Source organism: Pseudomonas sp. YuFO20 (genome assembly GCF_035064975.1).
GTDB classification, from domain to species: Bacteria; Pseudomonadota; Gammaproteobacteria; order Pseudomonadales; family Pseudomonadaceae; genus Aquipseudomonas; species Aquipseudomonas putida_AE.
On record NZ_JAXDEO010000013.1, the window covers coordinates 26,962 to 52,261 of the forward strand.

A 25,300-nucleotide genomic window follows, 5' to 3' on the forward strand; every position below is an offset into this window, starting at 1 on the left:
GCGTGTTCAGGCCATTCGAATGATGGCTTCAGGTATTGATAAAGCTTTTAGGCGGTGAGTGCAGGCTGATTTTCGCGTCATAGAGCAGATTGATCAACTCGACGATCATGATTGCCGTCAAACCCCAGATCTTGAATTCGCCGTAGCGATAACTCGGTACGTACCAACTGTGGCCCTGGTAGTCGATGCGATGGGTGTGCTCGCGCGGGTCCTCGCGGAAGAACTCCAGGGGCACACTGAACACGGCGGCGATCTCGGCATCGTTGGCGCGGTATTGGACGAAGTCCGGAATCACCCCGACATAAGGTGTGACCTTGATGCCGTGCAGGGAGATCAACGGGCTCAGCGGGCCGATCACTTCGACCAGTCCCGGTGGCAGGCCGATCTCTTCCTCGGCTTCGCGCAGGGCGGTAAAAACAAGGTCGGGGTCTTCGGGGTCGCGTCGACCACCGGGGAAAGCGACTTCGCCACCATGGGTCGACAGCCCGCTGGCGCGCAGGGTCAACACCAGCTCCGGCTCGTCACTGCGGGTAATCGGCACCAGGACGGCGGCCTCGGGGAAACGTCGGTCAGTCTCCAGCGTGCGCGGTGTGTGGTGACTTACCCGATGCAGTAGCTCGTCCAGCATGAGTGTTCTCGATCAGTGCCTTACCCTGCATCATGCACTAATCGCTTAGGTCGCCCAACCCCCCGGACAGTGGCATGTCGCGAAACGACAACTTGCCGACAGCCACCGCCGCACGCCAAGATAGGCGCAGCATTCAGGAACCCAAGCATGAAATTTTGCAGTCAGTGCGGCAACCCGGTGACCCAGCGCATTCCCGAAGGCGATTCACGCCTGCGTTTTGTCTGCGACAGCTGTCACACCATCCATTACCAGAACCCCAACATCGTCGCCGGTTGCGTGGCGACCTGGGGCACCCAGGTGCTGTTGTGCCGCCGCGCCATCGAGCCGCGCCGGGGCTACTGGACCCTGCCTGCCGGCTTCATGGAAAACGGTGAGACCATCGAGCAGGCGGCCATTCGCGAGACCGCCGAGGAAGCCTGCGCGCGGGTGCGCAACCTGAGCATCTATACGCTGATCGACGTGCCGCATATCAGCCAGGTGCATGTGTTCTTCCGCGCCGAGCTTGCGGACCTGGATTTTGCTGCCGGTCCCGAGAGCCTGGAAGTGCAACTATTCGACGAAGCCGACATTCCTTGGGACGAGCTGGCTTTCCGCACGGTGGGCCGTACCTTAGAATGCTTCTTCGCTGACCGGCGGACCGAGGTCTACCCCGTGCGGTCCGAATCGATCCCGCCGCTGGCCCAGCCTGTCATCAGTTGATGTCATCTTGGTATCATCGTTAGGCGCGCACAGATCGTCCGAACTCGGCCGAACCCTCGGCAGCGCCTGCAAAAACACCTATAAATAGATATATAGTCGCGACACCTCTTGGGGAATCGTTTCAATGCGCTGGTTGCTTGCCCTGTTCTTCTTGTCGTTCGTCACGGTGTCCCAGGCTACTGCCATGGAGCCCATGAACGGCAAGGTCATCGAGAAAATCCTGGTTCTCAAGTCTGCCCATCAATTGCAATTGATCAACGACGGCAAGCCATTCAAGACCTATCGCATTTCCCTGGGCAAACGTCCTCAGGGACCGAAACTGATGGAAGGCGACAAACGCACGCCCGAAGGTTTCTACTGGATCGACTGGCGCAAGGTCAGCGACCGCTTCAACCTGGCCATGCACATCTCCTACCCGAACATCAGCGATTCCGCCCGCTCGCGACGCGAAGGTGTCGATCCCGGCGGCATGATCATGATCCACGGCACCCCAGACACCGAAGAAAACCCCGAGCACCTGTTCCACACTCTGGACTGGACCGACGGTTGCATCGCCATGCGCAACATGGACATGCGCGAGATCTGGAACCTGGTGCCGGACGGCACGATGATCGAGATTCGCCCCTGACATCCCGCAGAAGCGTTCCCATGCCGTGGGAACGCTGTCCGTTCTGATCGGCGCGCCATGCCTGCAACGGGCAAATGGCCAGGACCTGTCCAGATCCTGAACGCTCCCCGAATATCCCCTCCCCCATTGAAACCACCCAAGGCCTGCCCCATCTAAGACCCATACCCCATTGCGCAGGTGCCCCATGAGCGACCAGCAAGCCTTCCCCGAAGACCCCAGCGAATACGCCGACCCGGAAAACACCGAACACCACACCGCCGGCAAGGGCCTGGCCCTGCCCGGCCAGAACCTGCCGGACAAGGTCTACATCATTCCGATTCACAATCGCCCCTTCTTCCCGGCCCAGGTCCTGCCGGTCATCGTCAATGAAGAACCCTGGGCTGAAACCCTCGACCTGGTCGCCAAATCCGATCATCACTCCCTGGCCCTGTTCTACATGGACACCCCCCAGGAAGATCCGCGCCATTTCGATACCTCGGCCCTGCCGCTGTACGGCACTCTGGTCAAAGTGCACCACGCCAGTCGCGAAAACGGCAAACTGCAATTTGTTGCCCAGGGCCTGACCCGTGTGCGCCTCAAGACCTGGCTCAAGCACCATCGCCCGCCGTACCTGGTGGAAGTCGAATACCCGCACCAGCCCACCGAGCCGACCGACGAGGTCAAGGCCTACGGCATGGCGCTGATCAATGCGATCAAGGAACTGCTGCCGCTCAACCCGCTGTACAGCGAAGAGCTGAAGAACTACCTCAACCGCTTCAGCCCCAACGATCCATCCCCGCTGACCGACTTCGCCGCTGCCCTGACTTCGGCAACCGGCAGCGAACTGCAGGAAGTGCTCGACTGCGTGCCCATGCTCAAGCGCATGGAAAAAGTCCTGCCGATGCTGCGCAAGGAAGTCGAGGTCGCGCGCCTGCAAAAAGAGATTTCCGCTGAAGTTAATCGCAAGATCGGCGAGCATCAGCGCGAGTTCTTCCTCAAGGAACAACTCAAGGTCATACAGCAGGAGCTGGGCCTGACCAAGGACGACCGCAGCGCTGACCTCGAACAGTTCGAACAGCGACTGGTGGGCAAGGTCCTGCCAGCGCAGGTGCAGAAACGCCTCGAAGAAGAAATGAACAAGCTGTCGATCCTCGAAACCGGCTCGCCGGAATATGCGGTCACCCGCAACTACATCGACTGGGCGACCTCGGTGCCGTGGGGTGTTTACGGCGAAGACAAACTCGACCTCAAGCACGCGCGCAAGGTGCTGGACAACCACCACGCAGGCCTCGACGACATCAAGGACCGCATCCTCGAGTTTCTCGCGGTCGGTGCCTACAAGGGCGAAATCAGCGGTTCCATCGTGCTGCTGGTGGGGCCGCCGGGCGTGGGCAAGACCAGCGTCGGCAAATCCATCGCCGAATCCCTCGGCCGACCGTTCTACCGCTTCAGCGTGGGTGGCATGCGTGACGAGGCCGAGATCAAGGGCCATCGCCGCACCTACATCGGCGCACAACCGGGCAAACTGGTGCAGGCGCTCAAAGACGTCGAAGTGATGAACCCGGTGATCATGCTCGACGAAATCGACAAGATGGGCCAAAGCTATCAGGGTGACCCGGCCTCGGCGCTGCTGGAAACCCTGGATCCGGAACAGAACGTCGAATTCCTCGACCACTACCTCGATCTGCGCATGGACCTGTCGAAAGTGCTGTTTGTCTGCACCGCCAACACCCTGGATTCGATTCCCGGCCCCTTGCTGGACCGGATGGAAGTGATCCGCCTGTCGGGTTACATCACCGAAGAAAAAGTCGCCATCGCCAAGCGTCACCTGTGGCCGAAACAGCTTGAGAAGGCCGGCGTATCGAAAGGCAGCCTGAGCATCAGCGACAACGCCCTCAAGGCGCTGATCGACGGTTATGCCCGTGAAGCAGGGGTCCGTCAGCTGGAAAAAAACCTCGGCAAACTGGTGCGCAAAGCCGTGGTGAAGCTGCTCGAAGATCCGCAAGCAACAATCAAGATTGGCCCGAAAGACCTCGAATCGTCCTTGGGCAAACCGGTGTTCCGTAACGAGCAAGTGCTTTCCGGCACCGGCGTGATCACTGGCCTGGCCTGGACCAGCATGGGTGGCGCCACCCTGCCGATCGAAGCGACGCGCATCCACACGCTCAACCGCGGCTTCAAACTCACCGGGCAACTGGGTGAAGTGATGAAGGAATCGGCGGAAATTGCCTACAGCTACGTCAGCTCCAACCTGAAGTCGTTTGGCGGTGATCCGAAATTCTTCGACGAAGCGTTCGTCCACCTGCACGTCCCGGAAGGCGCCACGCCGAAAGACGGCCCGAGCGCCGGTGTGACCATGGCCAGCGCCCTGCTGTCCCTGGCCCGCAACCAGCCACCGAAAAAAGGCGTGGCCATGACCGGCGAACTGACGCTGACCGGGCATGTACTGCCGATTGGCGGGGTGCGTGAGAAGGTGATTGCGGCGCGGCGGCAGAAGATTTTCGAGCTGATATTGCCGGAGGCGAACCGGGGCAATTTCGAGGAGTTGCCGGAGTATCTGAAGGAGGGCATTACCGTGCATTTCGCCAAGCGGTTTGCGGATGTGGCGAAGGTGCTTTTCTGATGTTGCTGTAGCGACTGCGCTACCGCTATCGCTGGCAAGCCAGCTCCTACAGTGGCCGGCGGTGCTCACTAAAGGTGTGTCCACCGCAAAACCCTGTAGGAGCTGGCTCGCCAGCGATGGCGTCAGCCCTGCCACCGCTACCTTCGGCGACTGTCACAATTTGTCTCATCTCGGTTATGCTCGCCGTTCGTCGTGAACGCCGGAGCCACCAAACCTATGTCCCCCACTCGCCTGTTAATCCCCCTCGCACTCGCCTTGCTGGCCGCCTGCGCCACGCAACCTGCGCACAACGTGACTGTGGAAAAACAAAGCGAATGCCCGGTAAAACTCACCAGCGGGCAAAACCTGATCCTGACCCTGCCGAGCAATCCGACCACGGGTTATCGCTGGTCCATCCAGGATTCTGCCGGTGGCGTGCTGCACGCGCTTAGCCCCGAGGTCTACAGCAACCCGGAAGATGCCGGCGTCGTCGGCGCTGCCGGTGTTTCGACCTGGCGGTTCCAGGCCTTCGCCTCGGGAACGGGACGTTTGCGCCTGACTTCGCAACAACCCTGGGCACCGGAAGTGCTGCCGGCGGATGCCTTCGACTGCGCCATTTCGGTCAACTGACCGTGGGCTGGCTGATTCTGGCGCTGATGGGCGCGGTGACCTTTATTTATGGCCTGAGCGTTCACGCCTCCCTGCTTTGCCTGCTGGTCAAGCCGCTGCCGGTCCTGGCCCTGCTCGGCTGGCTGCACGACGCACCGCCCAGCGAGTATCGGCGCTGGATCAGCCTTGGCTTGATTTTCTCCCTGGTCGGCGACGTGTTGCTGGCTTGGCCGGGGGATTTGTTCGTGTTCGGCCTTGGGGCGTTTTTGGTCGCGCATCTGGCGTATCTGAAGGCTTACTTGAGTGACTGCAAGCGGCTGGCCCTGTTGCCACTGATGCTGGCCCTCGGCGTTGGCGTGGTGTTGCTGGGAATACTGATCTCTCACGGGCTGGGGCCCTTGCTGATTCCGGTGATCGTCTACGGCCTGGCGATCAGCGCCATGCTCTGGCGTGCGCTGGCCCGACTCGGTACTGACGTGCCCAAGCGTTCGGCGCTGCTGGCCGCTGCTGGCGCCGTGGCGTTTGTGTTTTCGGATAGCGTAATTGGTATCAGTCGGTTTGTGATTCCGTTTGATGCGGCGCCCTACGTGATCATCCTCAGCTATTGGCTTGGCCAATGGGGTATCACGGCATCGGCGTTCGATCAGAAACCGCGTTGACCCCTTCGCGAGCAAGCCCGCTCCCACATTGAATCTGTGTCGCACACAAAACCACTGTGGGAGCGGGCTTGCTCGCGAAGGCGGTCGGACTGGACACGCAGATTTCAGAACTGCCCCCTTCGGTTTATCAGACAACCCGCGCATCCCCGCGCCAACTTGGCTAAAATGCCGGCCTTTTCCACATCCACCGCCGGAACCGCCGTGAGCAAAGAATCCGATCGCCTATTCGCCCAGCCTTTGGCCCAAGTGCCTGACTTCGCCTTCAACGAGGACGTGGTGCGGGTGTTCCCGGACATGATCAAGCGCTCGGTGCCGGGTTACCCGACCATCGTCGAAAACCTCGGTGTGCTCGCCGCGCAGTTCGCCCAGCCCAACAGTGTGCTCTACGACCTCGGTTCGTCCCTGGGCGCGGTAACCCAGGCGCTGCGTCGCCATGTGCGCACCGAGGGTTGTCGCGTTATCGCTGTGGATAACTCCGCGGCGATGGTCGAGCGGTGCCGTGAATATCTGAACGGCCAGGACTCGATGTTCCAGGAGTTGCTGCCGGTGGAAGTGATCGAAGGCGACATCCTCGCCCTGGAATTCAAACCTGCCTCGGTGGTGGCTTTGAACTTCACCCTGCAATTCATCGCGCCAGATCAGCGTACCGCGTTGCTGTCGCGCATCCGCCAATCGCTATTGCCCGGTGGCGCATTGATTCTCTCGGAAAAACTGCGCTTTGAAGACGAGAAGGAGCACGCATTGCTCACCGACCTGCACGTCGCCTTCAAGCGCGCCAACGGCTACAGCGAACTGGAAATCGCCCAGAAGCGCAGCGCCATCGAAAACGTCATGAAGCCCGACAGCCTCGAAGAACACCGCGAACGCCTGTTGGCCGCCGGGTTCTCGAAAGTCGTGCCGTGGTTCCAGTGTCTTAACTTTGCCTCGTTGATTGCCTTGCCATGATAGATCTGTCCCCCCTCGCCCGTCGTCTGGCCGGCACGCCGCTGGCTGATTGGGCCAACACCCTGCAGCAGCAACTCGACAAGAAAATGGAGAAGGGCCACGGTGACCTGGAACGCTGGCAGAGCGCACTGGACGCCCTACCGAAGATCCAGCCGAGTGAAGTTGATTTGCTCAACGGCTTGAAGCTCGACACCGATTGCGACGATGAAACCCGCGCACAAATGCGCACCGCGCTGATGGGCTTGTCACCATGGCGCAAAGGGCCGTTCGACCTGTTTGGCGTGCACGTCGACACCGAATGGCGCTCGGACTGGAAATGGTCGCGGGTCTCACCGCACCTGGAGCTCAAGGGCAAGCGCATCCTCGATGTCGGCTGCGGCAACGGCTATTACATGTGGCGCATGCTCGGTGCTGGCGCCGACAGCGTGATCGGCGTCGATCCGAACTGGTTGTTCTTCTGCCAGTTCCAGGCGGTTCAACGTTACTTGTCAGAGCCGAATGCCTGGCACCTGCCCTTCCCGTTCGAGGACCTGCCGCCGAACCTCGAAGGGTTCGACACGGTGTTTTCCATGGGCGTGTTCTACCACCGCCGCTCGCCGATCGAGCATTTGCTGGCGCTGAAGGATTGCCTGGTCAAGGGTGGTGAACTGGTGCTGGAAACCCTGGTGGTCGAAGGCGACAAACACCAAGTGCTGGTGCCGGAAGACCGCTACGCGCAGATGCGCAACGTTTGGTTCCTGCCGTCGGTGCCGGCCCTGGAGTTGTGGCTGCGGCGTGCCGGGTTCAGCGATGTGAAATGCGTGGACGTGAGTGTGACCACTGTCGAGGAACAGCGCGGCACCGAGTGGATGAAGTATCAGTCGCTGAGTGATTTCCTTGATCCGCAAGATCACAGCAAGACCATTGAAGGGCTGCCGGCGCCGATGCGGGCGGTGATCGTCGCTCGCAAGTAAGCCATTCTCCAGATCAATGGAGATCAAAATGTGGGAGCGGGCTTGCTCGCGAAAGCGGTGTGTCAGACAACAACCATGTCGACTGACACACCTCTTCGCGAGCAAGCCCGCTCCCACATTAGTTCAGTGTTCAGTCTGAAGGTTTGGCTCTGCGGGCCTTGAAGAACTCACTTAAAACAGCCCCACACTCCTCTGCCAACACCCCACCCTCATACAACACCCGGTGATTCAAAAATCCCTGGGTAAAAAACTGCCCCTGGCTCTGAACAATCCCGGCTTTGGGCTCCAGCGCGCCATACACCACCCGTGCAATCCTTGAATGCACGATCAACCCGGCGCACATGCTGCACGGCTCCAGCGTCACGTACAGCGTGCTGCCCGGCAGGCGATAGTTGCTCACGGCCTGGGCGGCAGCGCGGATCGCCACCATCTCGGCGTGGGCACTGGGATCGCTGCCGCTGATCGGGCAGTTGAAGCCACGGCCGATGATTTCACCGTCCTGCACCAGCACGGCGCCCACCGGCACTTCGCCCAGGGCGGCGCCTTGGGCCGCCAGCGCCAGGGCTTCACGCATGAAGTCGCGGTCACGGCTGCGGTCGATGATGGCGGCGGGACGAATCTGACGCATCACGCCACCTCGATAGCGGCCATCAGGCCGGTTTCCATGTGGTCGATCACATGGCAATGGAACATCCACACGCCAGGATTATCCGCCACCAGCGCCACCTGCGCCCGCTCGTTCTTACCCAACAGGTAAGTGTCGGTGAAATACGGGATGACCTTGTGCCGGTTCGAGGCAATCACCTTGAAGCTCATGCCGTGCAGGTGAATCGGGTGCTGATACTGAGTCATGTTTTTCAATTCGAAAATGTAGCTCTTGCCCTTCTCGAGCTTGGCGATCGGGCGGTCGGCGCAGGTCTTGTCGGTGATGTCCCAGGCCTTGCCGTTGATCTGCCACAGGCTCGGCGGCCTGCCGTTGTCGACGTTCACCGAGACCGAACCGACCCATTCGAAATTGAAGTTGAGTTTCTCGGCATTGGCCAGGTCCGGCTCGGCAATCGGGTTGGCGGGCAGCGCCGGTGGCCATTGGGTCGGCGCGTCGGTATTGGCCACCGAGCGGAACGTGCCCAGGCGTACAGGGCCATTGCGCAACGACAACTCTTCACCGGCCGGTGGCGCCTTGATCGCCAGGCAAATGCGCATGCCGGGGCCCAGCCAGTATTCCTTGCCCAGCGGCCGCGGCTCGATGGGATTGCCATCCAGCGCATAGATCTGCGCTTCGACGCCGGGGATGTTCAGGCGATAGGTCAGGGTGTTGTCGAGGTTGAGCAGGCGCACCCGGGTAATCTGTCCGGCGGGCAAGTCGATCACCGCCTGCGGCACGCCATTGATGGTCGCCAGGCGCCCCGCCGTACCGCCACGGGCGGCTTCCCGGGGAATGCTGAACTCGACGAAATTGCCGACGTCGTCGACGTGCCAGCTTTTCAGGCTCAAGGTCTTTTCATACTTGAAACCGGTGGGCTCGCGCTCCTCGATGATCAGCGGGCCGACCAGGCCACGACCGAGCTCTTCGCTACTGTTCACGTGCGGGTGATACCAGTAGCTGCCGGCATCCGGCACACGGAATTTGTAATCGAAGTATTCACCCGGCAACACTGGCAACTGCGACACGTAAGGCACGCCGTCCATTTCCAGCGGCAGGCGGATGCCGTGCCAGTGAATCGTGGTGGCAACCGGCAGATGGTTGATGAATCGCACCCGCAGCCATTCACCCTGGCGCACGCGCAATTCGGTGCCTGGCGCCGACGGGCCGAACGCCCAGGCCGGGGTCTTGTGCCCGGCCACCAGCTCGACGTCCAGCGGTGCCGCAATCAGTTCATAGTCGTGACCGGCATCCGCGTCAGCCATCTTGCCCAGCCAGTAACGCGACGCGCCCCCCGCACCGACACCAACGACTACAAGACCGGCCAGGCCACCGAGGATTTGACGACGGGTAAAGGACATGAACTCAACTACCTCACGTTTCAACGACAGGCCCGGGGGCCGCAAAAGGCGAATACGATACACCCGCAGTTGCGAAAGAAACAGCAAAGCGGACGTGACGACGGGCCGCAGGTACGGCCGGCTCCAATGCAAAAAGCCGCGTGAACTCTCGTTCACACGGCTTTTTATCCTGCGATCAACCCTTCAAGGCTGGTGCGGGATCACTCCCACTCAATGGTCGCCGGCGGCTTGCTCGACACGTCGTAGGTGACGCGGGAGATGCCTTCGATTTCATTGATGATACGGCCGGAAACGGTTTCCAGCAGTTCGTAAGGCAGGTGTGCCCAACGCGCGGTCATGAAGTCGATGGTTTCCACGGCACGCAGGGCCACGACCCAGGCGTAACGACGGCCATCGCCCACCACGCCAACCGATTTCACCGGCTGGAACACCACGAACGCCTGGCTGACCTTGTGGTACCAGTCGGCCTTGCGCAGTTCTTCGATGAAGATGTGGTCGGCACGACGCAGCAGGTCGGCGTATTCCTTCTTCACTTCACCGAGGATGCGCACGCCCAGGCCCGGGCCCGGGAACGGGTGACGGTAGACCATGTCGTACGGCAGGCCCAGTTCCAGGCCCAGACGACGGACTTCGTCCTTGAACAGTTCGCGCAGTGGCTCGACCAGCTTCAGGTTCATCTCTTCCGGCAGGCCGCCCACGTTGTGGTGCGACTTGATCACGTGGGCCTTGCCGCTTTTCGCGCCAGCCGACTCGATCACGTCCGGGTAGATGGTGCCCTGGGCCAGGTACTTGATGTTGTCCAGCTTGCAGGATTCGGCATCGAACACGTCGATGAAGGTACGGCCGATGATCTTGCGCTTCTTCTCCGGGTCGGCTTCGCCGGCCAGGTTACCGAGGAACTGCTCCTCGGCGTTGGCGCGGATCACCTTGACGCCCATGTTCTCGGCGAACATGGCCATCACTTGCTCGCCTTCGTGCAGGCGCAGCAGGCCGTTGTCGACGAATACGCAGGTCAGCTGGTCGCCGATGGCCTTGTGCAGCAGCGCGGCAACCACGGACGAGTCCACACCGCCGGACAGGCCGAGCAGGACGTTGTCGGTGCCGACCTGGGCGCGAACCTGGGCGATGGCGTCTTCAGCGATCTTCGAAGGGGTCCACAGGGCTTCACACTCGCAGATGTCGAGGATGAAACGCGACAGGATGCGACCGCCCTGCTTGGTGTGGGTCACTTCCGGGTGGAACTGCACGCCGTAGTAACGACGCTCGTCGCTGAACATGCCGGCGATCGGGCAGCTCGGGGTGCTGGCCAGGATATGGAAGTCTTCCGGCATGCGGGTAACTTTGTCACCGTGGCTCATCCACACGTCGAGGCCGAACAGGCCGTCGGCGTCGATGTGGTCTTCGATGCCGTCGAGCAGGCGGCTCTTGCCGACCACGTCGACGCGGGCGTAACCGAACTCACGCAGCTCGGAACCTTCAACCTTGCCGCCCAGTTGCTCGGCCATGGTCTGCATGCCGTAGCAGATACCGAAGACCGGCACGCCCAGGTCGAAAACGGCTTGCGGGCAGCGAGGGCTGTTGGCTTCGTGCACCGACTCTGGGCCACCGGCGAGGATGACGCCTTTAGGAGCGAATTCGCGGATCGCATCTTCGTCCATGTCGAACGGGTGCAGTTCGCAGTACACGCCGATTTCACGCACGCGGCGGGCGATCAGTTGGGTGTACTGGGAACCGAAGTCGAGGATCAGGATGCGGTGGGCGTGAATGTCGAGGGCCATGATTCAGTCTCGTCTAAAAAATTCGGACACAGTCGTGATTCAGAAACAACTCGGGGCTGAATAAAACAGCCCCGGTTGCTTGATGTATTGCTTGAAGGCTCAACCTACGCGGTAGTTTGGCGCTTCCTTGGTGATCTGCACGTCGTGGACGTGGGACTCGGCCATGCCAGCGCCGGTGATCCGCACGAACTCAGGCTTGGTGCGCATCTCTTCGATGTCGGCACTGCCGGTGTAGCCCATCGAGGAGCGCAGGCCACCCATCAGTTGATGGATGATGGCGCTCAGGGTGCCTTTGTACGGCACACGGCCTTCGATGCCTTCCGGAACCAGTTTCTCGGCGCCTGCCGAGGAGTCCTGGAAGTAACGGTCGGAGGAGCCTTGGGCCTGGGACATGGCGCCCAGCGAACCCATGCCGCGGTAAGCCTTGTACGAACGACCCTGGAACAGTTCGATCTCGCCCGGCGCTTCTTCGGTACCGGCGAACATCGAGCCCATCATCACGCAGGAGGCACCGGCTACGATGGCCTTGGACAGGTCACCGGAGAAACGGATGCCGCCGTCGGCGATCAACGGTACGCCAGTGCCTTCAAGGGCAGCGGCGACGTTGGCGATGGCACTGATTTGCGGGACGCCGACACCGGCGACGATACGGGTGGTGCAGATCGAACCTGGGCCGATACCGACCTTGACTGCGTCAGCGCCCGCTTCGGCCAGGGCCTTGGCGGCAGCGCCGGTGGCGATGTTGCCGCCAATCACCTGCACTTCAGGGAAGTTCTGCTTGACCCAGCGAACGCGGTCGATCACGCCTTTGGAGTGACCGTGGGCGGTGTCGACCACCACCACGTCAACGCCGGCAGCGACCAGCGCGGTAACGCGGTCACCGGTGTCTTTACCGGTACCGACCGCAGCACCCACGCGCAGACGACCTTGATCGTCCTTGCTGGCCAGCGGGTAAGCCTTGGCTTTTTCGATGTCGTTGACGGTCATCATGCCTTTGAGGGCAAATTTGTCGTCGACGATCAGCACGCGCTCGATGCGGTGCTTGTGCAGCAGTTCACGCACATCGTTCTTGTCGGCGCCTTCCTTGACCGTGACCAGACGCTCTTTAGGCGTCATCACTTCACGGACAGTGGCTTCCAGACGGTTCTCGAAACGCACGTCACGGGAGGTCACGATGCCGACGAGGTCGCCATTGTGCAGCACCGGAACGCCGGAGATGTTGTGCATGCGGGTCAGTTCGAACAATTCGCGCACGGTGGCGTCGGCGTCGATGGTGATCGGGTCCTTGACCACACCGGCTTCGTAACGCTTGACCTTGCGCACTTCGGCAGCTTGCTGCTCGATGGTCATGTTCTTGTGGATGATACCGATACCACCTTCCTGAGCCATGGCAATTGCCAGACGGGCTTCAGTGACGGTGTCCATGGCGGCGGAAACCAGTGGAATATTCAGCTCGATGCCACGGGTAAGGCGGGTCTTGAGACTGACTTCGTTAGGAAGCACCTCGGAATAACCGGGCACTAGGAGAATGTCGTCGAATGTCAGAGCTTCTTGGCTGATACGCAGCATCGCGGGGGCTCCCGAGCGGGAAAATGGAAGCGCGCCATTATAGTCAGACACCCCCTCGGGTTCAATGTAAAACTCTGTCTATTATCGATACGGTGATCGACGGGACATTTGAAGAGCATCGCCAGCAAGCCGGCTCCTACAAATTCGACGCGATCCTGTAGGAGCTGGCTTGCCAGCGATGAACGATAACGCGGTCCATCAGACCTGTCACAACTCCACTTTCACCCAACTCACCGGTTGATCCAGCCAATCGGCAAACTCATCAAGAAAGCTCTGCTTGAACCCCGCCTCGGCCCAGTTATTGAAGATGAAGCCCAGGTTGGAAAAGCCGCACTCCTGCAGGTACAGAAAGCCGTTGATGTCGTCTTCGTGCCCGCATTCCGGGCAAGTGAAGTTGTCGGTACGCCCGGGCATCCAGTCTTCGAGACTTTCGAACAGCGCTTCCCCGATCTCCTTGCGACACTCGGCACAACCGGCCTCGCCAAGAAATCCCTTGGCCGGCGTATAGATGCAGCGCTTGGTGACGATCTCCAGGCCATTGACCGGCTCGCCGAACGGCAGGGCTTGCGGGTGCAGGACCACATCCCGGGCACCCTCGCCGATGGCATGGGCCATGCGATTGCCGGTGCGGCCGCAGGTGGTCAGCTCTTCGTTGATGATGTTCTTGCGCACCAGCCAACGCACGATCGCCCGGGCCCGGGGCTCGTGCACCGGCAGCGTGGAGATTTTCGGGACAATGATGCTTTGGGAATTCATGGGGCGGCCTGCTGCAACGCTTTGAAAGAAGCCCGGCAGCTTAAGCCCGGGGATTCACAGGTCAAGTACTCAAGTAACGCCCGATCAAGGCGATGCCACTGGCCAGCACCAGCCAGGTCACCAGCCGCACGAACGCTTCGCGCGACAACTTCATGGTCAACCGTCGACCGATCCACAGGCCCAGGGCCATGGCCGGCAACAAACACAGCGCCAGCACCAACAAGGGTAGCTCGGCATAGACGCCCGCGACAATGAACAGGCTCAGACGCACCACCGTGCTGCAACTGATCAGCGCACTCTGGGTCGCACGGGCCGCTTCCTTGGGCAAGCGGCTGTTCAAATAGATCGCGTAGAGAAAGCCGCCACTGCCAAACAACGCCCCGAACATCCCGCCCACGGTGCCCATCGGCACTGCCCAGGCGGCAGACAATTGCGCCGGACGCGCTTTGATCCACAGGCTGTAGATGGCATAGGCACTGATGAACAGCCCCATCAACAGCAGCAACAGATCGGACTTGAGGTTCAACAGAAAGATCACGCCCAGGGTGCAGCCCACAGCCATGCAAGGCAGTAATCGCAGCAGCTCCGGTTTTGCCACATCGCGCCGTGAAGGCAACAGATTGCCGAAGGCCGCGACAAAATCCAGCAGCACCAGCAAGGGCACGATCTTCGACAGCGGCATGAACAGGATCAGCATCGGCCCGGCCACCAGCGCGGTGCCGAAGCCCGCGATGCCGAACACGATGTAGGCCAGGGCGATGCCCAACCCGATTACCAGCCAGTCAGTGGCACCGAAGTGCCATTGGTTTAACAGCTCTAATACATTCATTGCGAATCTTCCTTGAATTTCAGAGCGGAACCCGACCCTGTGGGAGCGGGCTTGCTCGCGAAAGCGGTGTGTCAGTCGATTAAGATGCTGAATGTTAAACCGTATTCGCGAGCAAGCCCGCTCCCACAAGGGATTTATGCCAGGTCATGGAGATTGCCCATCGAATGCCTTTAAACTGCGCCCCATGATTAAAGATCCCTTTGCAAGACTCGGCCTGGACCGCGAAGTCCTCACCGTCAGCCAGCTCAACGGCCGCGCGCGGGTGTTGCTTGAAGACGTCTTCAGCAACATCTGGGTCGAAGGCGAAATCTCCAACCTCGCCCGTCCAGCGTCGGGCCATGTGTATTTCACCCTCAAGGACAGCGGCGCCCAAGTGCGTTGCGCACTGTTCCGGCAAAACGCCGCGCGGGTGCGGCAAGCCTTGAAGGATGGCCTGGCCGTCAAGGTACGGGGCAAGGTCTCGCTGTTCGAAGGACGCGGCGATTACCAGCTGATCCTCGATACCGTGGAGCCGGCCGGTGATGGCGCGTTGCGCCTGGCCTTCGATGCCTTGAAGGAAAAACTCAGCGCCGAAGGCCTGTTCAGCGCCGAGCGCAAAGTACCGCTGCCGGCGCATCCGCAGCGCATCGGCATCATCAGCTCGCCCACAGGCGCCGTCATCCGCGACATCATCAGCGTGTTCCGCCGCCGCGCGCCGCAGGTGCAACTGACCCTGATCCCCACCGCCGTGCAGGGGCGCGAAGCCACCGCGCAGATTGTCCGCGCCCTGAAACTGGCGGATGCGCGCGGCTTCGACGCGTTGATCCTGGCCCGCGGCGGCGGTTCGCTGGAAGACCTCTGGTGCTTCAACGAAGAAGCCGTGGCCCGCGCCGTGGATGCCTGCGTGACGCCGATCGTCAGCGCCGTCGGGCATGAAACCGACGTCTCCATCAGTGACTTCGTCGCTGACGTGCGCGCACCCACGCCATCGGCCGCCGCCGAATTGCTCGCACCGGACTCCAGCGACCTGGTGCGCCGCGTCGAAAGCCTGCATCGACGCCTGGTGATGCGCATGCGCGATCGCCTGATGCGCGACCGGCTGCGCCTGGAAGGTATTTCCCGGCGCCTGCGCCATCCCGGCGAACGCCTGCGCCAGCAAGCGCAACGCCTGGATGACCTCGACATGCGCATGCGCCGCGCCTTCGAACGCAGCCTCAACACCCGCCGCGAACGGCTGATCCGCCTGGAAACCCGCCTGGCCGGGCAGCATCCGGGCCGGCAATTGGCGATGCTGCGCCAACGTCTCGACAGCCTCGCCGAACGCCTGCCCCGGGCCATCCGCGAGGGCCTGAAAAGCCGTCGCCTGCAACTGCAGAGCCAGATGCAGACGCTGCATGTGGTCAGCCCCCTGGCGACCCTCGGCCGTGGCTACAGCATTTTGCTCGACGAGCGTGGCCAGGCGATCCGCAGCGCCGCTCAGACCCACACGGGCCAGCGCCTGAAGGCCAAACTGGGTGAAGGCGAACTGCACGTGCGGGTCGAAGACAATCACCTGACGCCCGTCACACTTTCTCTACTGGATTGATCCATGCCGCGCTTTTTAGCTCCATTGTTGTTGCTGTGCCTGACCCTCAACGCCCACGCCGACAGCTACATCACCCGCCTGTTGAACAAACCGGTGCCGGGCGGTGTGGCGGTGGTCGATCTGGGCAGTTCCGCGCAAGCGCCTAAAGCCAGCTACCAGGGCAAACCGGTGCTGGTGGTCAAGGAACAGAACAACTGGCTGGCCATCGTTGGCGTGCCGCTGACCGTCAAGCCGGGTGCACAGTCGATCAGCAGCGGCGGGCGCAACCTGGTTTTCACCGTTGGCAACAAGAAGTACCCGGAACAGCGCATCACCCTCAAGAACACCCAACAGGTCAATCCTGACCAGGACAACCTCAAACGCATCGAGCGTGAGCTGGCCGAGCAGATCGCGGCCTACCGCACCTTTAGCCCGAATACACCGAGCAACCTGCTGCTGGACAAGCCGGTCAACGGCCCGCTGTCGAGCAAGTTCGGCGTGCGCCGGTTCTTCAACGGTGAAGAGCGCAATCCGCACTCGGGCCTGGATTTTGCCGTGCCAGCCGGCACGCCGATCAAGACCCCGGCGGCGGGCAAGGTGATCCTGATTGGTAACTACTTCTTTAATGGCAACACGGTGTTTGTCGACCATGGCCAAGGCTTCATCAGCATGTTCTGCCACATGTCGAAGATTGACGTGAAGGTCGGCCAGCAGCTGGCTCGCGGTGGCGTGGTGGGTAAAGTCGGAGCGACTGGCCGGGCGACTGGGCCGCACATGCATTGGAATGTCAGCTTGAATGATGCGCGGGTGGATCCGGCGATCTTTATCGGCGCGTTTCAGCCTTAACAGTACGGTGAGGCGACCGGCCTCTTCGCGAGCAAGCCCGCTCCCACATTGAAATGCATTCTAATGTGGGAGCGGGCTTGCTCGCGAAGGCGGCGTCACAGGCAACCATTTATTCCGCATCCAGATCCTCAATCCCATGAGCCTCCCGGTCCGCCAGGCAGTGCCTCACCCACTCCTGTGTTTCCGGTGAAAACCCGCTCAGCTCCTCGGCCGTGATCAACTCCCGCGCGCACAACCCCAGCAAATGCGACCGCGCTTCATGCCGTGAAAACCTGAACACACCAAACGCCCAATACAGCTCTTTTTGCCCAGCCTTGAGCAACTCCTCACTGGCATCGATCCGTTCATAGGGTGCGACGCTCTTGTCCAGCACGATCTTTTCGACGTCGGACATGATCCGGGTGCACATCCGCTCATGGGCCAGCGGTCGCAATACGCTGTATAGCTTCCAATCGTACTCGTTCATTGCCGACTCCTTGTTTGCCAGTCGAGGCTTTAAGAATAGCCCCGCCACCAACAGCCGGCGCTGAAACCTTCAATTGCGCATCGCTCAAACCTCGCGCAAGCAACCTGATGATCACCCGGATTCACCGCAATAAAATCTCGTTACAGATGCCCTGAAGAGGATTCCTCTCAATTTTTTTCGACTGCTTGCCATCCTTCCCCCCCGCGGTTAGGGTTGAAGGCATGAAAACCTCTCACACCCTCATTCAGCTTCGTCAGCATCGCAGTTTGTGCCTTGTCAGCGCACGACTGCCGGGCTGAATCGCGGCGCCTCATCCCAGCGTTACTCCAAGAACATATTGATCCACCGGCAGGCCGCCTTTTTTCGGCCCACACAATAAGGATTTCCCGATGAGCATGCTCAAAGACCCGTCTTCGAAATACCGCGCGTTCCCGACCATCGATATCCCGGACCGCACCTGGCCGTCGAAGACCATCACCGCCGCGCCGATCTGGTGCAGCTCCGACCTGCGTGATGGCAACCAGTCGCTGATCGAGCCGATGGACGCGGTCAAGAAACTGCGCTTCTGGAAAACCCTGGTGCAGGTCGGCGTGAAGGAAATCGAAGCGTCGTTCCCGGCCGCTTCGCAAACCGACTTCGACTTCGTGCGCACCCTGATCGAAGGCGGCCACATCCCGGACGACACCACCATCCAGGTGCTGACCCAGGGCCGTGAAGACCTGATCGAGCGCACCTTCGAATCCCTGCGCGGGGCGAAGAAAGCCATCGTTCACCTGTACAACGCGACCTCCCCTTCCTTCCGCCGCATTGTCTTCAACCAGGACAAGGACGGGATCAAGGAAATCGCCGTCAGCGCGGCCAAGCTGTTCGTCAAGTACGCGGCCATGCAGCCGGACACCGAGTGGACCTTCGAGTACTCGCCGGAAACCTTCAGCGCCACCGAACTGGAGTTCGCCAAGGAAGTCTGCGACGCGGTGATCGAGGTCTGGAACCCGACGCCCGAGCACAAGATGATCCTCAACCTGCCGGCCACCGTCGAATGCGCGACCCCGAACATCTATGCCGACCAGATTGAATGGTTCGGCCGTCACATCAACCGTCGTGACAGCGTGATCATCAGCCTGCACACCCACAACGACCGTGGTACTGGCGTTGCAGCCACCGAACTGGGCCTGATGGCCGGCGCCGACCGCGTCGAAGGCTGCCTGTTCGGCAACGGCGAGCGTACCGGCAACGTCGACCTGGTGACCGTCGCCCTGAACATGTACACCCAGGGTCTCGACCCGCAGCTGGACTTCTCCGACATCGACGGCGTGCGCAAGGTCGTCGAAGAGTGCAACCAGATCCAGGTGCACCCACGTCACCCGTACGTCGGCGACCTGGTGCACACCGCGTTCTCCGGCTCGCACCAGGATGCGATCCGCAAGGGCTTCGCCCAGCAGAAATCCGATGCATTGTGGGAAGTGCCATACCTGCCGATCGACCCGGCCGACATCGGCCGCAGCTATGAGGCGGTCATCCGCGTCAACAGCCAGTCGGGCAAGGGCGGTATCGCCTACCTGCTGGAGCAGGAATACGGCATCAGCCTGCCGCGTCGCATGCAGATCGAGTTCAGCCAGGTTGTGCAGCGTGAAACCGATCGCCTGGGCCTGGAAATGACCGCCAAGCAGATCCACTCGCTGTTGATCAGCGAGTACCTGCAAGCCAACACCCCGTACGCGCTGGTCAGCCATCGCCTGCAGGAAGAAAACGGCAACAGCGCCGTCGAAGTGGAAGTGGCGAGCAAGGGCCAAGGCGAAACCAACCTGCACTGGCGCGGCAAGGGCAACGGCGCCCTGGAAGCACTGGTGGCCGGTCTGCCGATTCCGGTGGAAATCATGGACTACAACGAACACGCCATCGGCGCGGGCACCAATGCCAAGGCGGCGGCCTACATCGAGCTGCGTGTGAATGGTGAACGTGCGGTTCATGGGGTGGGTATTGATGAAAACATCACTACTGCCAGCTTCAAGGCCCTGTTTAGCGCGTTGAACCGCTCGTTGAGCCAGCCGGAAGCGAAAGCTGCCTAAGCGATGCTGAAAAGCAAAAGGCCCCTAGGTGAGAACCTCGGGGCCTTTTTTTGCCTGATGATTTTGTGTTGCCTGTTTTGGCGCCATCGCCAGCAGGCTAGCTCCCACAGGGGAATTGTGTTGTGAACACGGTCCACTGTGGGAGCCAGCCTGCTGGCGATAGGGTCCTGTCAGGCACCGAAAATATCAGGTGAACTCGAAGGTATCGGCATCCAGATTCGCCGGAAACCGCGTGCGATAAGCCGCCAGCTCCGCCGCATCCAGCGTCACCTTGAACACCCCATCCGCCTCCCCAGCACTGAGCAAGGTCTCACCCTGGAAATCCAGCACCTGGCTGTCACCGGTATAAGCAAAGCCCTTGCCGTCGGAGCCGACGCGATTCACCGCCGCCACATAACACAAGTTCTCGATCGCCCGCGCCGGCAGCAACCGGTTCCAGTGCTGGCGCCGCGCGCCCGGCCAGTTGGCGGTGTACAGCAACAGGTCCGTGTCCTGGGCATCGCGACTCCACACCGGGAAGCGCAGGTCGTAGCAAATCAGCGGCCGTACTCGCCAGCCCTTGAGCTCGAACTGCACCTGGCGCTCGCCGGGGGTGTAGTGGTTATGTTCACCGGCCATGCGGAACAGGTGGCGTTTGTCGTAGTGCCACACTTCGCCGTCCGGCCGTGCCCACAACAGGCGGTTGCGATGACTGCCATCGGCGGCCTGCACAATCACGCTGCCGGTGATCACCGCATCGAGCTTCGCTGATTGAGCCCGCAGCCATTTGCTGGTGGGGCCGTTTTCCGCTTCAGCGAGGGTCTCGGACTCCATGGAGAAACCGGTGGTGAACATCTCCGGCAGGATGATCAGGTCAGCACCGCGGGCCTGCTCCAGCAACTGCTCGAAATGCTCGAGGTTGGCCTGGCGGTCGTGCCAGGCCAGGGTGGTCTGGATCAGCGCAACGGTCAGGTTCGGCAGTGCACTCAGATCACGCATAGTTTTTCCGCTGCTTCACGCAGGGTCTCCTCACGTTTGGCAAAGCACAGGCGCACCAGGCGCTGGCCGACCGGTGGCGTCTGGTAGAACACCGAGATCGGAATACTCGCCACGCCATGTTCGCGGGTCATCCACAGGGCCATTTCGACGTCATTGAGGTCGGGGCGGATCTGTGAATAGTCAACCAGCTGGAAATAGGTACCGGTAGCCCGGGTGAAACTGAAGCGCGAAGGCGCCAGCAGATCGCAGAACAGATCGCGCTTGGCCTGGTAGAACGCCGGCAATTCTTCGACGTGTTCCGGATGCTCGGCCATGAAGTCGGCCAAGGCGTATTGCAGCGGCGTCACGCCGCAGAAACTCACGTACTGGTGCACCTTGCGCAGCTCAGCCGTGAGAGCCGGTGGCGCCACCACGTAGCCGGTTTTCCAACCCGTGACGTGATAAGTCTTGCCGAACGAGCTGACCACAAAGGCGCGCTGATACAGCTCTTCGTGATTGAGTACGCTGGCGTGGGCCACGCAGTCGAACACCAGGTGTTCGTAGACTTCGTCGCTGACCAGGTAGATATCGCGATCACGAATCAGGTCCGCCAACTGATCCAGCTCGGCGCGGCTGATCAGCGCCCCGCTTGGGTTGTGCGGAGAGTTCAGCACGATCATTCGCGTGCGCGGGGTAAGCGCCTCGGCCAGTTTCTGGAAGTCGATGGAGAAATCATTGAGCCCGAGCTGCACATGCACGCAACGACCGCCGGCCAGTTCCACCGAGGGCTCGTAGCTGTCGTAGCACGGATCGAAGACGATCACTTCGTCGCCGCTGCGGATAACCGCCTGGATCGCGCAGAAGATCGCCTGGGTCGCGCCTGGAGTGACCGTAATCTCGTTGTCGGCATCGACGTTCACGCCATAGCTACGAGCAATCTTTGCCGAAATCTGCTGACGCAGCGCCAGCAGGCCGGTCATCGGCGAATACTGGTTGTGGCCACTGGCAATATGCCGACCGACCGCATCGCACAGGGCTTGCGGGGCATCGAAATCGGGGAAGCCCTGGGACAGGTTGAGCGCCCCGGTTTGCGCCGCGAGCTGAGACATCTGGGTGAAGATGGTGATGCCGACATTCGGCAGCTTACTGGTGATCATCGAGGAATCCCTGCTCTGCACCCGGCTCTAACGGCGGCGCGGGAGAGCCCGAGGATAGCCCAAACGGCAGGCATGAAAAAGGGCGCCATCGGCGCCCTTTCGATCCCACGGGAAAAACCTGAATCAACGCTTGTCGCGGCGCTTCTTGTCGGCCTTCTTGTGGTGCGACATCAAGCGACGCTTCTTGTTGACCTGGCGGTCTGTCAGCGAGTTCTTGTTGCCTTCGTACGGGTTCTCGCCGCCCTTGAACTCGATGCGGATCGGCGTACCGACCAGCTTCAGCACACGGCGGTAAGTGTTCTCCAGATAGCGCACGTACGACTTCGGCACTTTTTCGATCTGGTTACCGTGGATCACGATGATCGGCGGGTTCGCGCCACCCAGGTGAGCGTAACGCAGCTTGATCCGGCGGTTGTTGACCATCGGCGGCGCGTGTTCGCCAACCGCATCTTCCAGGATCTGGGTCAGGCGGTTGGTTGGCCAGCGAGTAACAGCCGACTTGAACGAGTTCTGTACGGAGGCGTACAGGTTGCCCACGCCAGTGCCGTGCAATGCCGAGATGAAGTGGATGTCGGCGTAGTCGACGAAGAACAGCCGACGTTGCAGCTCGACCTTCACGAAGTCGCGCTCGCTCGGCGTCATGCCGTCCCACTTGTTGATCGCGATAACCAGCGCACGACCCGATTCAATGGCGAAGCCCAGCAGGTTGAGGTCGTGATCGACCACGCCTTCGCGGGCGTCCATCACGAAGATCACCACGTTGGCGTCTTTGATCGCCTGCAGGGTCTTGACCACGGAGAACTTTTCGACTTCTTCGTGGATCTTGCCGCGCTTGCGCACACCGGCGGTGTCGATCAGCGTGTACTTCTCGTCGTTACGCTCGAACGGGATGTAGATGCTGTCGCGGGTGGTGCCGGGTTGGTCGTACACGATCACCCGGTCTTCACCGAGCATGCGGTTGACCAGGGTCGACTTGCCCACGTTCGGACGGCCGATGATGGCGATCTTGATCCCGTCTTTTTCGCTCGGGCCAGGAATGCGCTTGGCTTCCTCGCCTTCGGCAACGATCTCTTCCTCGCCTTCTTCCGGCTCTTCTTCGTCTTTCGGGAATTCGCTCAGGGCGATTTCCAGCATCTGCGTGATGCCACGGCCATGGGCACCGGCGATCGGGATCGCGTGGCCCATGCCCAACGGGGCGAATTCGGCGCGGGCCATGTCAGGGTCGATATTGTCGACCTTGTTGGCAACCACGTAGGAACGCTTGTTACGTTTGCGCAAATGCTCGGCGATCATCTGGTCGGCGGCGGTGAAACCAGCCTTGGCATCTACCAGGAATAGAACGACATCTGCTTCTTCAATGGCCAGCAGCGACTGCTCGGCCATTTTTTCGTCCATACCATGCTCGTCACCGGAGATACCGCCGGTGTCGACCAGAATGTAGGAACGCCCTTGCCACTTGGCCTCACCGTATTGGCGATCACGGGTCAGACCGGACAAGTCGCCGACGATGGCGTCGCGAGTCCTGGTCAGGCGGTTGAACAAGGTGGACTTGCCGACGTTCGGTCGGCCCACCAGGGCGATTACGGGAACCATGCGGCTCTCCACTTCGTTATTTCAGAAAATACAAAAGCCGCTGCTAGGCAGCGGCTGGTGCTCGGGGCAATCACCGTGTGTGTTTTTTGTGGGAGCGAGCCTGCTCGCGAAAAACGCCAGGACACCGCGTTTCTCCAGATCGCCAACGTAATCGTTGACGTCCATCGCGAGCAAGCTTGCTCCTACAGCCCTACAAACGGTGAAGCAGCCTGGGGGATTAACCCCAAGCATAGTCAAACCTTTACTTGATGGTCAGGGCTTCCAGCTTGCCACTGTTGCCATACACATAAATCGTGTCACCCACCACCAGCGGACGCGCGCGCAGGCCGTCGCTGTCGATGCGCTCACGGCCGACGAAGCGACCGTCCACCTGACTCAACAGGTGCAGGTAACCTTCCAGGTCACCCACTGCAACGTAGCTGGAGAACACTTCCGGAGCCGACAGTTGGCGGCGGGCCAGCGAATCGTTGCTCCACAAGGCTGTGGTGGAACGCTCGTCGACGCCTTCAACGGTGCCCGAAGACAGACTCACGTAGACGCTGCCAAAACCCTGGGCGACACCGGCGTAGCTGGAAGCATCACGCTGCCACAGCTGACGGCCGCTTTGCAGGTCCAGTGCCGCAACGCGACCCTGATAGCTGGCGACATAGATGGTCTCGCCGGACAACAGCAAGCCGCCGTCGATGTCGACCACGCGCTCCAGTTCCGAACGACCTTGCGGGATTGCTACACGCTGTTCCCACACCGGCACGCCGTTGGAAATGTCGAGAGCGACCACTTTACCGGTCGAAAAGCCAGCCACCGCGAGGCGGTTGGTCACGATCGGTGCGCTGGTACCGCGCAGGGTCAGCACCGCCGGGGTGCTGTCATACAACCAGCGCTGGTTGCCGGTGGCGGCATCCAGACCGATCAAACGGTCGTCCTGGGTCTGGACCACGACCACATCGCCATTGTTGGCCGGCGGAGCGAGGACTTCGCTGGACACGCGAGCGCGCCATTTCTCTTCGCCGTTGATGGCGTCCAGGGCAACGATTTCACCCTTGATCGTACCGATCAGCAGCAGACCGTAACCCACGCCAACGGCGCCGGAAACAGGCAGTTCGAGATCTTTCTTCCACTTGACGTCGCCGTTGCTGCGATCCAGCGCCATCACCACACCGGTGACATCGGCGGCATAGATGGTATCGCCTTCGATGGCCGGAACCAGCATGTTGTAGGTTTCGCCCTGACCGTCACCGATCGAACGACTCCACTGCTTTTGCAGGACCACTTCTTCCTTGAAGTCGGTCAACTCGGCCGGTGGCAATTCTTTCTTGCTGTTGCTGCTGCAACCCGCGGCCAAAATGGCCAGGGCCAGCAATGCTGCATGCTTCCAACGAATCACGTCACGCATCCCCTTTGGCCAGGTCGTCCAGCTTGATTTGCAGGCCACCGACCGCCGCTTCGTCCGACAGTGCCGCCTTGGCTTTTTGATACGCCGCGTGTGCTTCGTCGGGACGACCCAGCTGCACCAGCAGGTCACCCTTGAGTTCTTCGCGAGTGGCCAGGAACGCCTTGTCGGCATCGCCTTCCAGCAGTTTCAGGGCTTCATCGGCCTTGTCCTGCGCGGCCAGTACCTGCGCCAGGCGCTGACGGGCGATTTCGCCCAGTGCCGGGTTGGCCGGCTTGGCGATGATGGCTTTCAGTTCGGTGGCTGCGTCATCGAGCTTGCCGCTGTCGACCGCGACTTTCGCCACGAACAGGCTGCCGTATTGCGCGTAGGCACTGCCGCCGAACTCGCTGTTGAGCTTGCCAGCCAGGTCCGAAACACGCGCCGCATCGGGCTTGCCGTCAGGGGTCAGCGTGGTTTCGAGCAATTGCTGATAGAGCATCGAGGCGCCTTGCGACTGGTTGCTCTGATACTTCTGGAACGCCTGCCAACCGAACACGATGACCAGCGCCAACAGGCCGCCAGTAACCAGGGGCTTGCCGTTGCGTGACCACCATTCCTTAAAATCCGCCAGCTGTTCGTCTTCGGTACTCGACACCCCA

General features: G+C 61.0%; 23 protein-coding genes. 10 read left to right on the plus strand and 13 right to left on the minus strand.

Features of this window, described 5'->3' with window-relative positions:
• Nucleotides 1-28: 28 nt before the first annotated feature.
• Nucleotides 29-628, minus strand: coding sequence for a CoA pyrophosphatase (locus SOP85_RS09425; protein ID WP_274077239.1), 600 nt, complete (start codon nucleotides 626-628; stop codon nucleotides 29-31).
• A gap of 147 nt (nucleotides 629-775) precedes the next feature.
• Between SOP85_RS09425 and SOP85_RS09430 the strand changes: the two genes are divergently transcribed.
• The 7 genes from SOP85_RS09430 to cmoB all read left to right on the plus strand — a co-directional run bounded on the left by SOP85_RS09430 (nucleotide 776) and on the right by cmoB (nucleotide 7,702).
• Entirely contained in the window at nucleotides 776-1,327 is a 552-nt protein-coding gene (locus SOP85_RS09430; protein ID WP_323605726.1) for an NUDIX hydrolase, read from the plus strand.
• Nucleotides 1,328-1,451: 124 nt separating this feature from the next.
• Nucleotides 1,452-1,955, plus strand: coding sequence for a L,D-transpeptidase family protein (locus SOP85_RS09435; RefSeq protein WP_274077241.1), 504 nt, complete (start codon nucleotides 1,452-1,454; stop codon nucleotides 1,953-1,955).
• Between the two features lie 184 nt (nucleotides 1,956-2,139).
• Nucleotides 2,140-4,557, plus strand: a complete 2,418-nt coding sequence (gene lon, locus SOP85_RS09440) for an endopeptidase La (protein WP_323626769.1) — start codon at nucleotides 2,140-2,142, stop codon at nucleotides 4,555-4,557.
• Between the two features lie 216 nt (nucleotides 4,558-4,773).
• A complete protein-coding gene (locus SOP85_RS09445; protein ID WP_274077244.1) occupies nucleotides 4,774-5,166 on the plus strand; it encodes a protease inhibitor I42 family protein in 393 nt (130 codons plus the stop codon).
• A 2-nt stretch (nucleotides 5,167-5,168) separates the two neighbouring features.
• Nucleotides 5,169-5,804, plus strand: a complete 636-nt coding sequence (locus tag SOP85_RS09450; protein WP_323626771.1) for a lysoplasmalogenase — start codon at nucleotides 5,169-5,171, stop codon at nucleotides 5,802-5,804.
• A gap of 165 nt (nucleotides 5,805-5,969) precedes the next feature.
• Nucleotides 5,970-6,749 carry a carboxy-S-adenosyl-L-methionine synthase CmoA gene (gene cmoA, locus SOP85_RS09455; RefSeq protein WP_323626772.1) on the plus strand — a complete coding sequence of 260 codons (780 nt, stop codon included), beginning with the start codon at nucleotides 5,970-5,972 and terminating at the stop codon, nucleotides 6,747-6,749.
• A complete protein-coding gene (cmoB, locus tag SOP85_RS09460) occupies nucleotides 6,746-7,702 on the plus strand; it encodes a tRNA 5-methoxyuridine(34)/uridine 5-oxyacetic acid(34) synthase CmoB (protein ID WP_274077247.1) in 957 nt (318 codons plus the stop codon). The genes cmoA and cmoB overlap by 4 nt, the downstream gene beginning before the upstream one ends.
• 130 nt (nucleotides 7,703-7,832) lie before the next feature.
• Here the strand turns inward: cmoB and tadA are convergent, their stop codons facing one another.
• From tadA to SOP85_RS09490, 6 genes are all read right to left on the minus strand, one after another.
• Complete coding sequence (gene tadA / locus SOP85_RS09465) at nucleotides 7,833-8,330, minus strand: tRNA adenosine(34) deaminase TadA (protein ID WP_103394327.1); 498 nt, start codon at nucleotides 8,328-8,330, stop codon at nucleotides 7,833-7,835.
• Complete coding sequence (locus tag SOP85_RS09470) at nucleotides 8,330-9,706, minus strand: multicopper oxidase family protein (protein WP_274077249.1); 1,377 nt, start codon at nucleotides 9,704-9,706, stop codon at nucleotides 8,330-8,332. Before SOP85_RS09470 ends, tadA begins: the two co-directional genes overlap by 1 nt.
• Before the next feature lie 200 nt (nucleotides 9,707-9,906).
• Nucleotides 9,907-11,484: a glutamine-hydrolyzing GMP synthase gene (gene guaA, locus SOP85_RS09475; RefSeq protein WP_008053207.1), complete on the minus strand. Its 1,578-nt coding sequence runs from the start codon at nucleotides 11,482-11,484 to the stop codon at nucleotides 9,907-9,909.
• A gap of 99 nt (nucleotides 11,485-11,583) precedes the next feature.
• On the minus strand, nucleotides 11,584-13,053 hold the full coding sequence (guaB, locus tag SOP85_RS09480) for an IMP dehydrogenase (RefSeq protein WP_274077250.1): 1,470 nt from the start codon (nucleotides 13,051-13,053) through the stop codon (nucleotides 11,584-11,586).
• 207 nt (nucleotides 13,054-13,260) lie between these two features.
• On the minus strand, nucleotides 13,261-13,809 hold the full coding sequence (locus SOP85_RS09485) for a sugar ABC transporter ATPase (protein ID WP_323605716.1): 549 nt from the start codon (nucleotides 13,807-13,809) through the stop codon (nucleotides 13,261-13,263).
• Nucleotides 13,810-13,870: 61 nt separating this feature from the next.
• Entirely contained in the window at nucleotides 13,871-14,638 is a 768-nt protein-coding gene (locus SOP85_RS09490; protein ID WP_323626774.1) for a sulfite exporter TauE/SafE family protein, read from the minus strand.
• Between the two features lie 184 nt (nucleotides 14,639-14,822).
• Between SOP85_RS09490 and xseA the strand changes: the two genes are divergently transcribed.
• Nucleotides 14,823-16,202 (plus strand): exodeoxyribonuclease VII large subunit, encoded by a 1,380-nt coding sequence (gene xseA, locus SOP85_RS09495; RefSeq protein ID WP_274077253.1) that lies wholly within the window; start codon nucleotides 14,823-14,825, stop codon nucleotides 16,200-16,202.
• A 3-nt stretch (nucleotides 16,203-16,205) separates the two neighbouring features.
• Nucleotides 16,206-17,027, plus strand: a complete 822-nt coding sequence (locus SOP85_RS09500) for a peptidoglycan DD-metalloendopeptidase family protein (protein WP_323626775.1) — start codon at nucleotides 16,206-16,208, stop codon at nucleotides 17,025-17,027.
• Nucleotides 17,028-17,136: 109 nt separating this feature from the next.
• Here the strand turns inward: SOP85_RS09500 and SOP85_RS09505 are convergent, their stop codons facing one another.
• The gene (locus SOP85_RS09505; protein ID WP_274077255.1) at nucleotides 17,137-17,493 is read right to left on the minus strand and encodes a hypothetical protein; all 357 of its coding nucleotides are present in this window, start codon (nucleotides 17,491-17,493) and stop codon (nucleotides 17,137-17,139) included.
• 389 nt (nucleotides 17,494-17,882) lie between these two features.
• Between SOP85_RS09505 and leuA the strand changes: the two genes are divergently transcribed.
• The gene (leuA, locus tag SOP85_RS09510; protein WP_274077256.1) at nucleotides 17,883-19,562 is read left to right on the plus strand and encodes a 2-isopropylmalate synthase; all 1,680 of its coding nucleotides are present in this window, start codon (nucleotides 17,883-17,885) and stop codon (nucleotides 19,560-19,562) included.
• Nucleotides 19,563-19,748: 186 nt separating this feature from the next.
• On the opposite strand, the gene SOP85_RS09515 is transcribed toward leuA, so the two are convergent.
• The 5 genes from SOP85_RS09515 to SOP85_RS09535 all read right to left on the minus strand — a co-directional run bounded on the left by SOP85_RS09515 (nucleotide 19,749) and on the right by SOP85_RS09535 (nucleotide 25,296).
• Nucleotides 19,749-20,540, minus strand: coding sequence for an amidohydrolase (locus SOP85_RS09515; protein WP_323626776.1), 792 nt, complete (start codon nucleotides 20,538-20,540; stop codon nucleotides 19,749-19,751).
• Entirely contained in the window at nucleotides 20,528-21,676 is a 1,149-nt protein-coding gene (locus SOP85_RS09520) for a pyridoxal phosphate-dependent aminotransferase (RefSeq protein ID WP_323626777.1), read from the minus strand. The genes SOP85_RS09515 and SOP85_RS09520 overlap by 13 nt, the downstream gene beginning before the upstream one ends.
• A 123-nt stretch (nucleotides 21,677-21,799) precedes the next feature.
• Nucleotides 21,800-23,269: a ribosome biogenesis GTPase Der gene (der, locus tag SOP85_RS09525; RefSeq protein ID WP_274077259.1), complete on the minus strand. Its 1,470-nt coding sequence runs from the start codon at nucleotides 23,267-23,269 to the stop codon at nucleotides 21,800-21,802.
• Between the two features lie 241 nt (nucleotides 23,270-23,510).
• Entirely contained in the window at nucleotides 23,511-24,662 is a 1,152-nt protein-coding gene (bamB, locus tag SOP85_RS09530; protein WP_274077260.1) for an outer membrane protein assembly factor BamB, read from the minus strand.
• Nucleotides 24,655-25,296, minus strand: coding sequence for a tetratricopeptide repeat protein (locus SOP85_RS09535; protein ID WP_274077261.1), 642 nt, complete (start codon nucleotides 25,294-25,296; stop codon nucleotides 24,655-24,657). Before SOP85_RS09535 ends, bamB begins: the two co-directional genes overlap by 8 nt.
• Nucleotides 25,297-25,300 lie beyond the last annotated feature (4 nt).

Excerpts from the sequence above, each read along its gene's own strand:
- SOP85_RS09425 (WP_274077239.1), bottom strand. The coding sequence starts at position 628 with ATGCTGGACGAGCTACTGCATCGGGTAAGTCACCACACACCGCGCACG.
- SOP85_RS09430 (WP_323605726.1), top strand. The coding sequence starts at position 776 with ATGAAATTTTGCAGTCAGTGCGGCAACCCGGTGACCCAGCGCATTCCC.
- SOP85_RS09435 (WP_274077241.1), top strand. The coding sequence starts at position 1,452 with ATGCGCTGGTTGCTTGCCCTGTTCTTCTTGTCGTTCGTCACGGTGTCC.
- lon (WP_323626769.1), top strand. The coding sequence starts at position 2,140 with ATGAGCGACCAGCAAGCCTTCCCCGAAGACCCCAGCGAATACGCCGAC.
- SOP85_RS09445 (WP_274077244.1), top strand. The coding sequence starts at position 4,774 with ATGTCCCCCACTCGCCTGTTAATCCCCCTCGCACTCGCCTTGCTGGCC.
- cmoA (WP_323626772.1), top strand. The coding sequence starts at position 5,970 with ATGCCGGCCTTTTCCACATCCACCGCCGGAACCGCCGTGAGCAAAGAA.
- cmoB (WP_274077247.1), top strand. The coding sequence starts at position 6,746 with ATGATAGATCTGTCCCCCCTCGCCCGTCGTCTGGCCGGCACGCCGCTG.
- tadA (WP_103394327.1), bottom strand. The coding sequence starts at position 8,330 with ATGCGTCAGATTCGTCCCGCCGCCATCATCGACCGCAGCCGTGACCGC.
- SOP85_RS09470 (WP_274077249.1), bottom strand. The coding sequence starts at position 9,706 with ATGTCCTTTACCCGTCGTCAAATCCTCGGTGGCCTGGCCGGTCTTGTA.
- guaA (WP_008053207.1), bottom strand. The coding sequence starts at position 11,484 with ATGGCCCTCGACATTCACGCCCACCGCATCCTGATCCTCGACTTCGGT.
- guaB (WP_274077250.1), bottom strand. The coding sequence starts at position 13,053 with ATGCTGCGTATCAGCCAAGAAGCTCTGACATTCGACGACATTCTCCTA.
- SOP85_RS09485 (WP_323605716.1), bottom strand. The coding sequence starts at position 13,809 with ATGAATTCCCAAAGCATCATTGTCCCGAAAATCTCCACGCTGCCGGTG.
- SOP85_RS09490 (WP_323626774.1), bottom strand. The coding sequence starts at position 14,638 with ATGAATGTATTAGAGCTGTTAAACCAATGGCACTTCGGTGCCACTGAC.
- xseA (WP_274077253.1), top strand. The coding sequence starts at position 14,823 with ATGATTAAAGATCCCTTTGCAAGACTCGGCCTGGACCGCGAAGTCCTC.
- SOP85_RS09500 (WP_323626775.1), top strand. The coding sequence starts at position 16,206 with ATGCCGCGCTTTTTAGCTCCATTGTTGTTGCTGTGCCTGACCCTCAAC.
- SOP85_RS09505 (WP_274077255.1), bottom strand. The coding sequence starts at position 17,493 with ATGAACGAGTACGATTGGAAGCTATACAGCGTATTGCGACCGCTGGCC.
- leuA (WP_274077256.1), top strand. The coding sequence starts at position 17,883 with ATGAGCATGCTCAAAGACCCGTCTTCGAAATACCGCGCGTTCCCGACC.
- SOP85_RS09515 (WP_323626776.1), bottom strand. The coding sequence starts at position 20,540 with ATGCGTGATCTGAGTGCACTGCCGAACCTGACCGTTGCGCTGATCCAG.
- SOP85_RS09520 (WP_323626777.1), bottom strand. The coding sequence starts at position 21,676 with ATGATCACCAGTAAGCTGCCGAATGTCGGCATCACCATCTTCACCCAG.
- der (WP_274077259.1), bottom strand. The coding sequence starts at position 23,269 with ATGGTTCCCGTAATCGCCCTGGTGGGCCGACCGAACGTCGGCAAGTCC.
- bamB (WP_274077260.1), bottom strand. The coding sequence starts at position 24,662 with ATGCGTGACGTGATTCGTTGGAAGCATGCAGCATTGCTGGCCCTGGCC.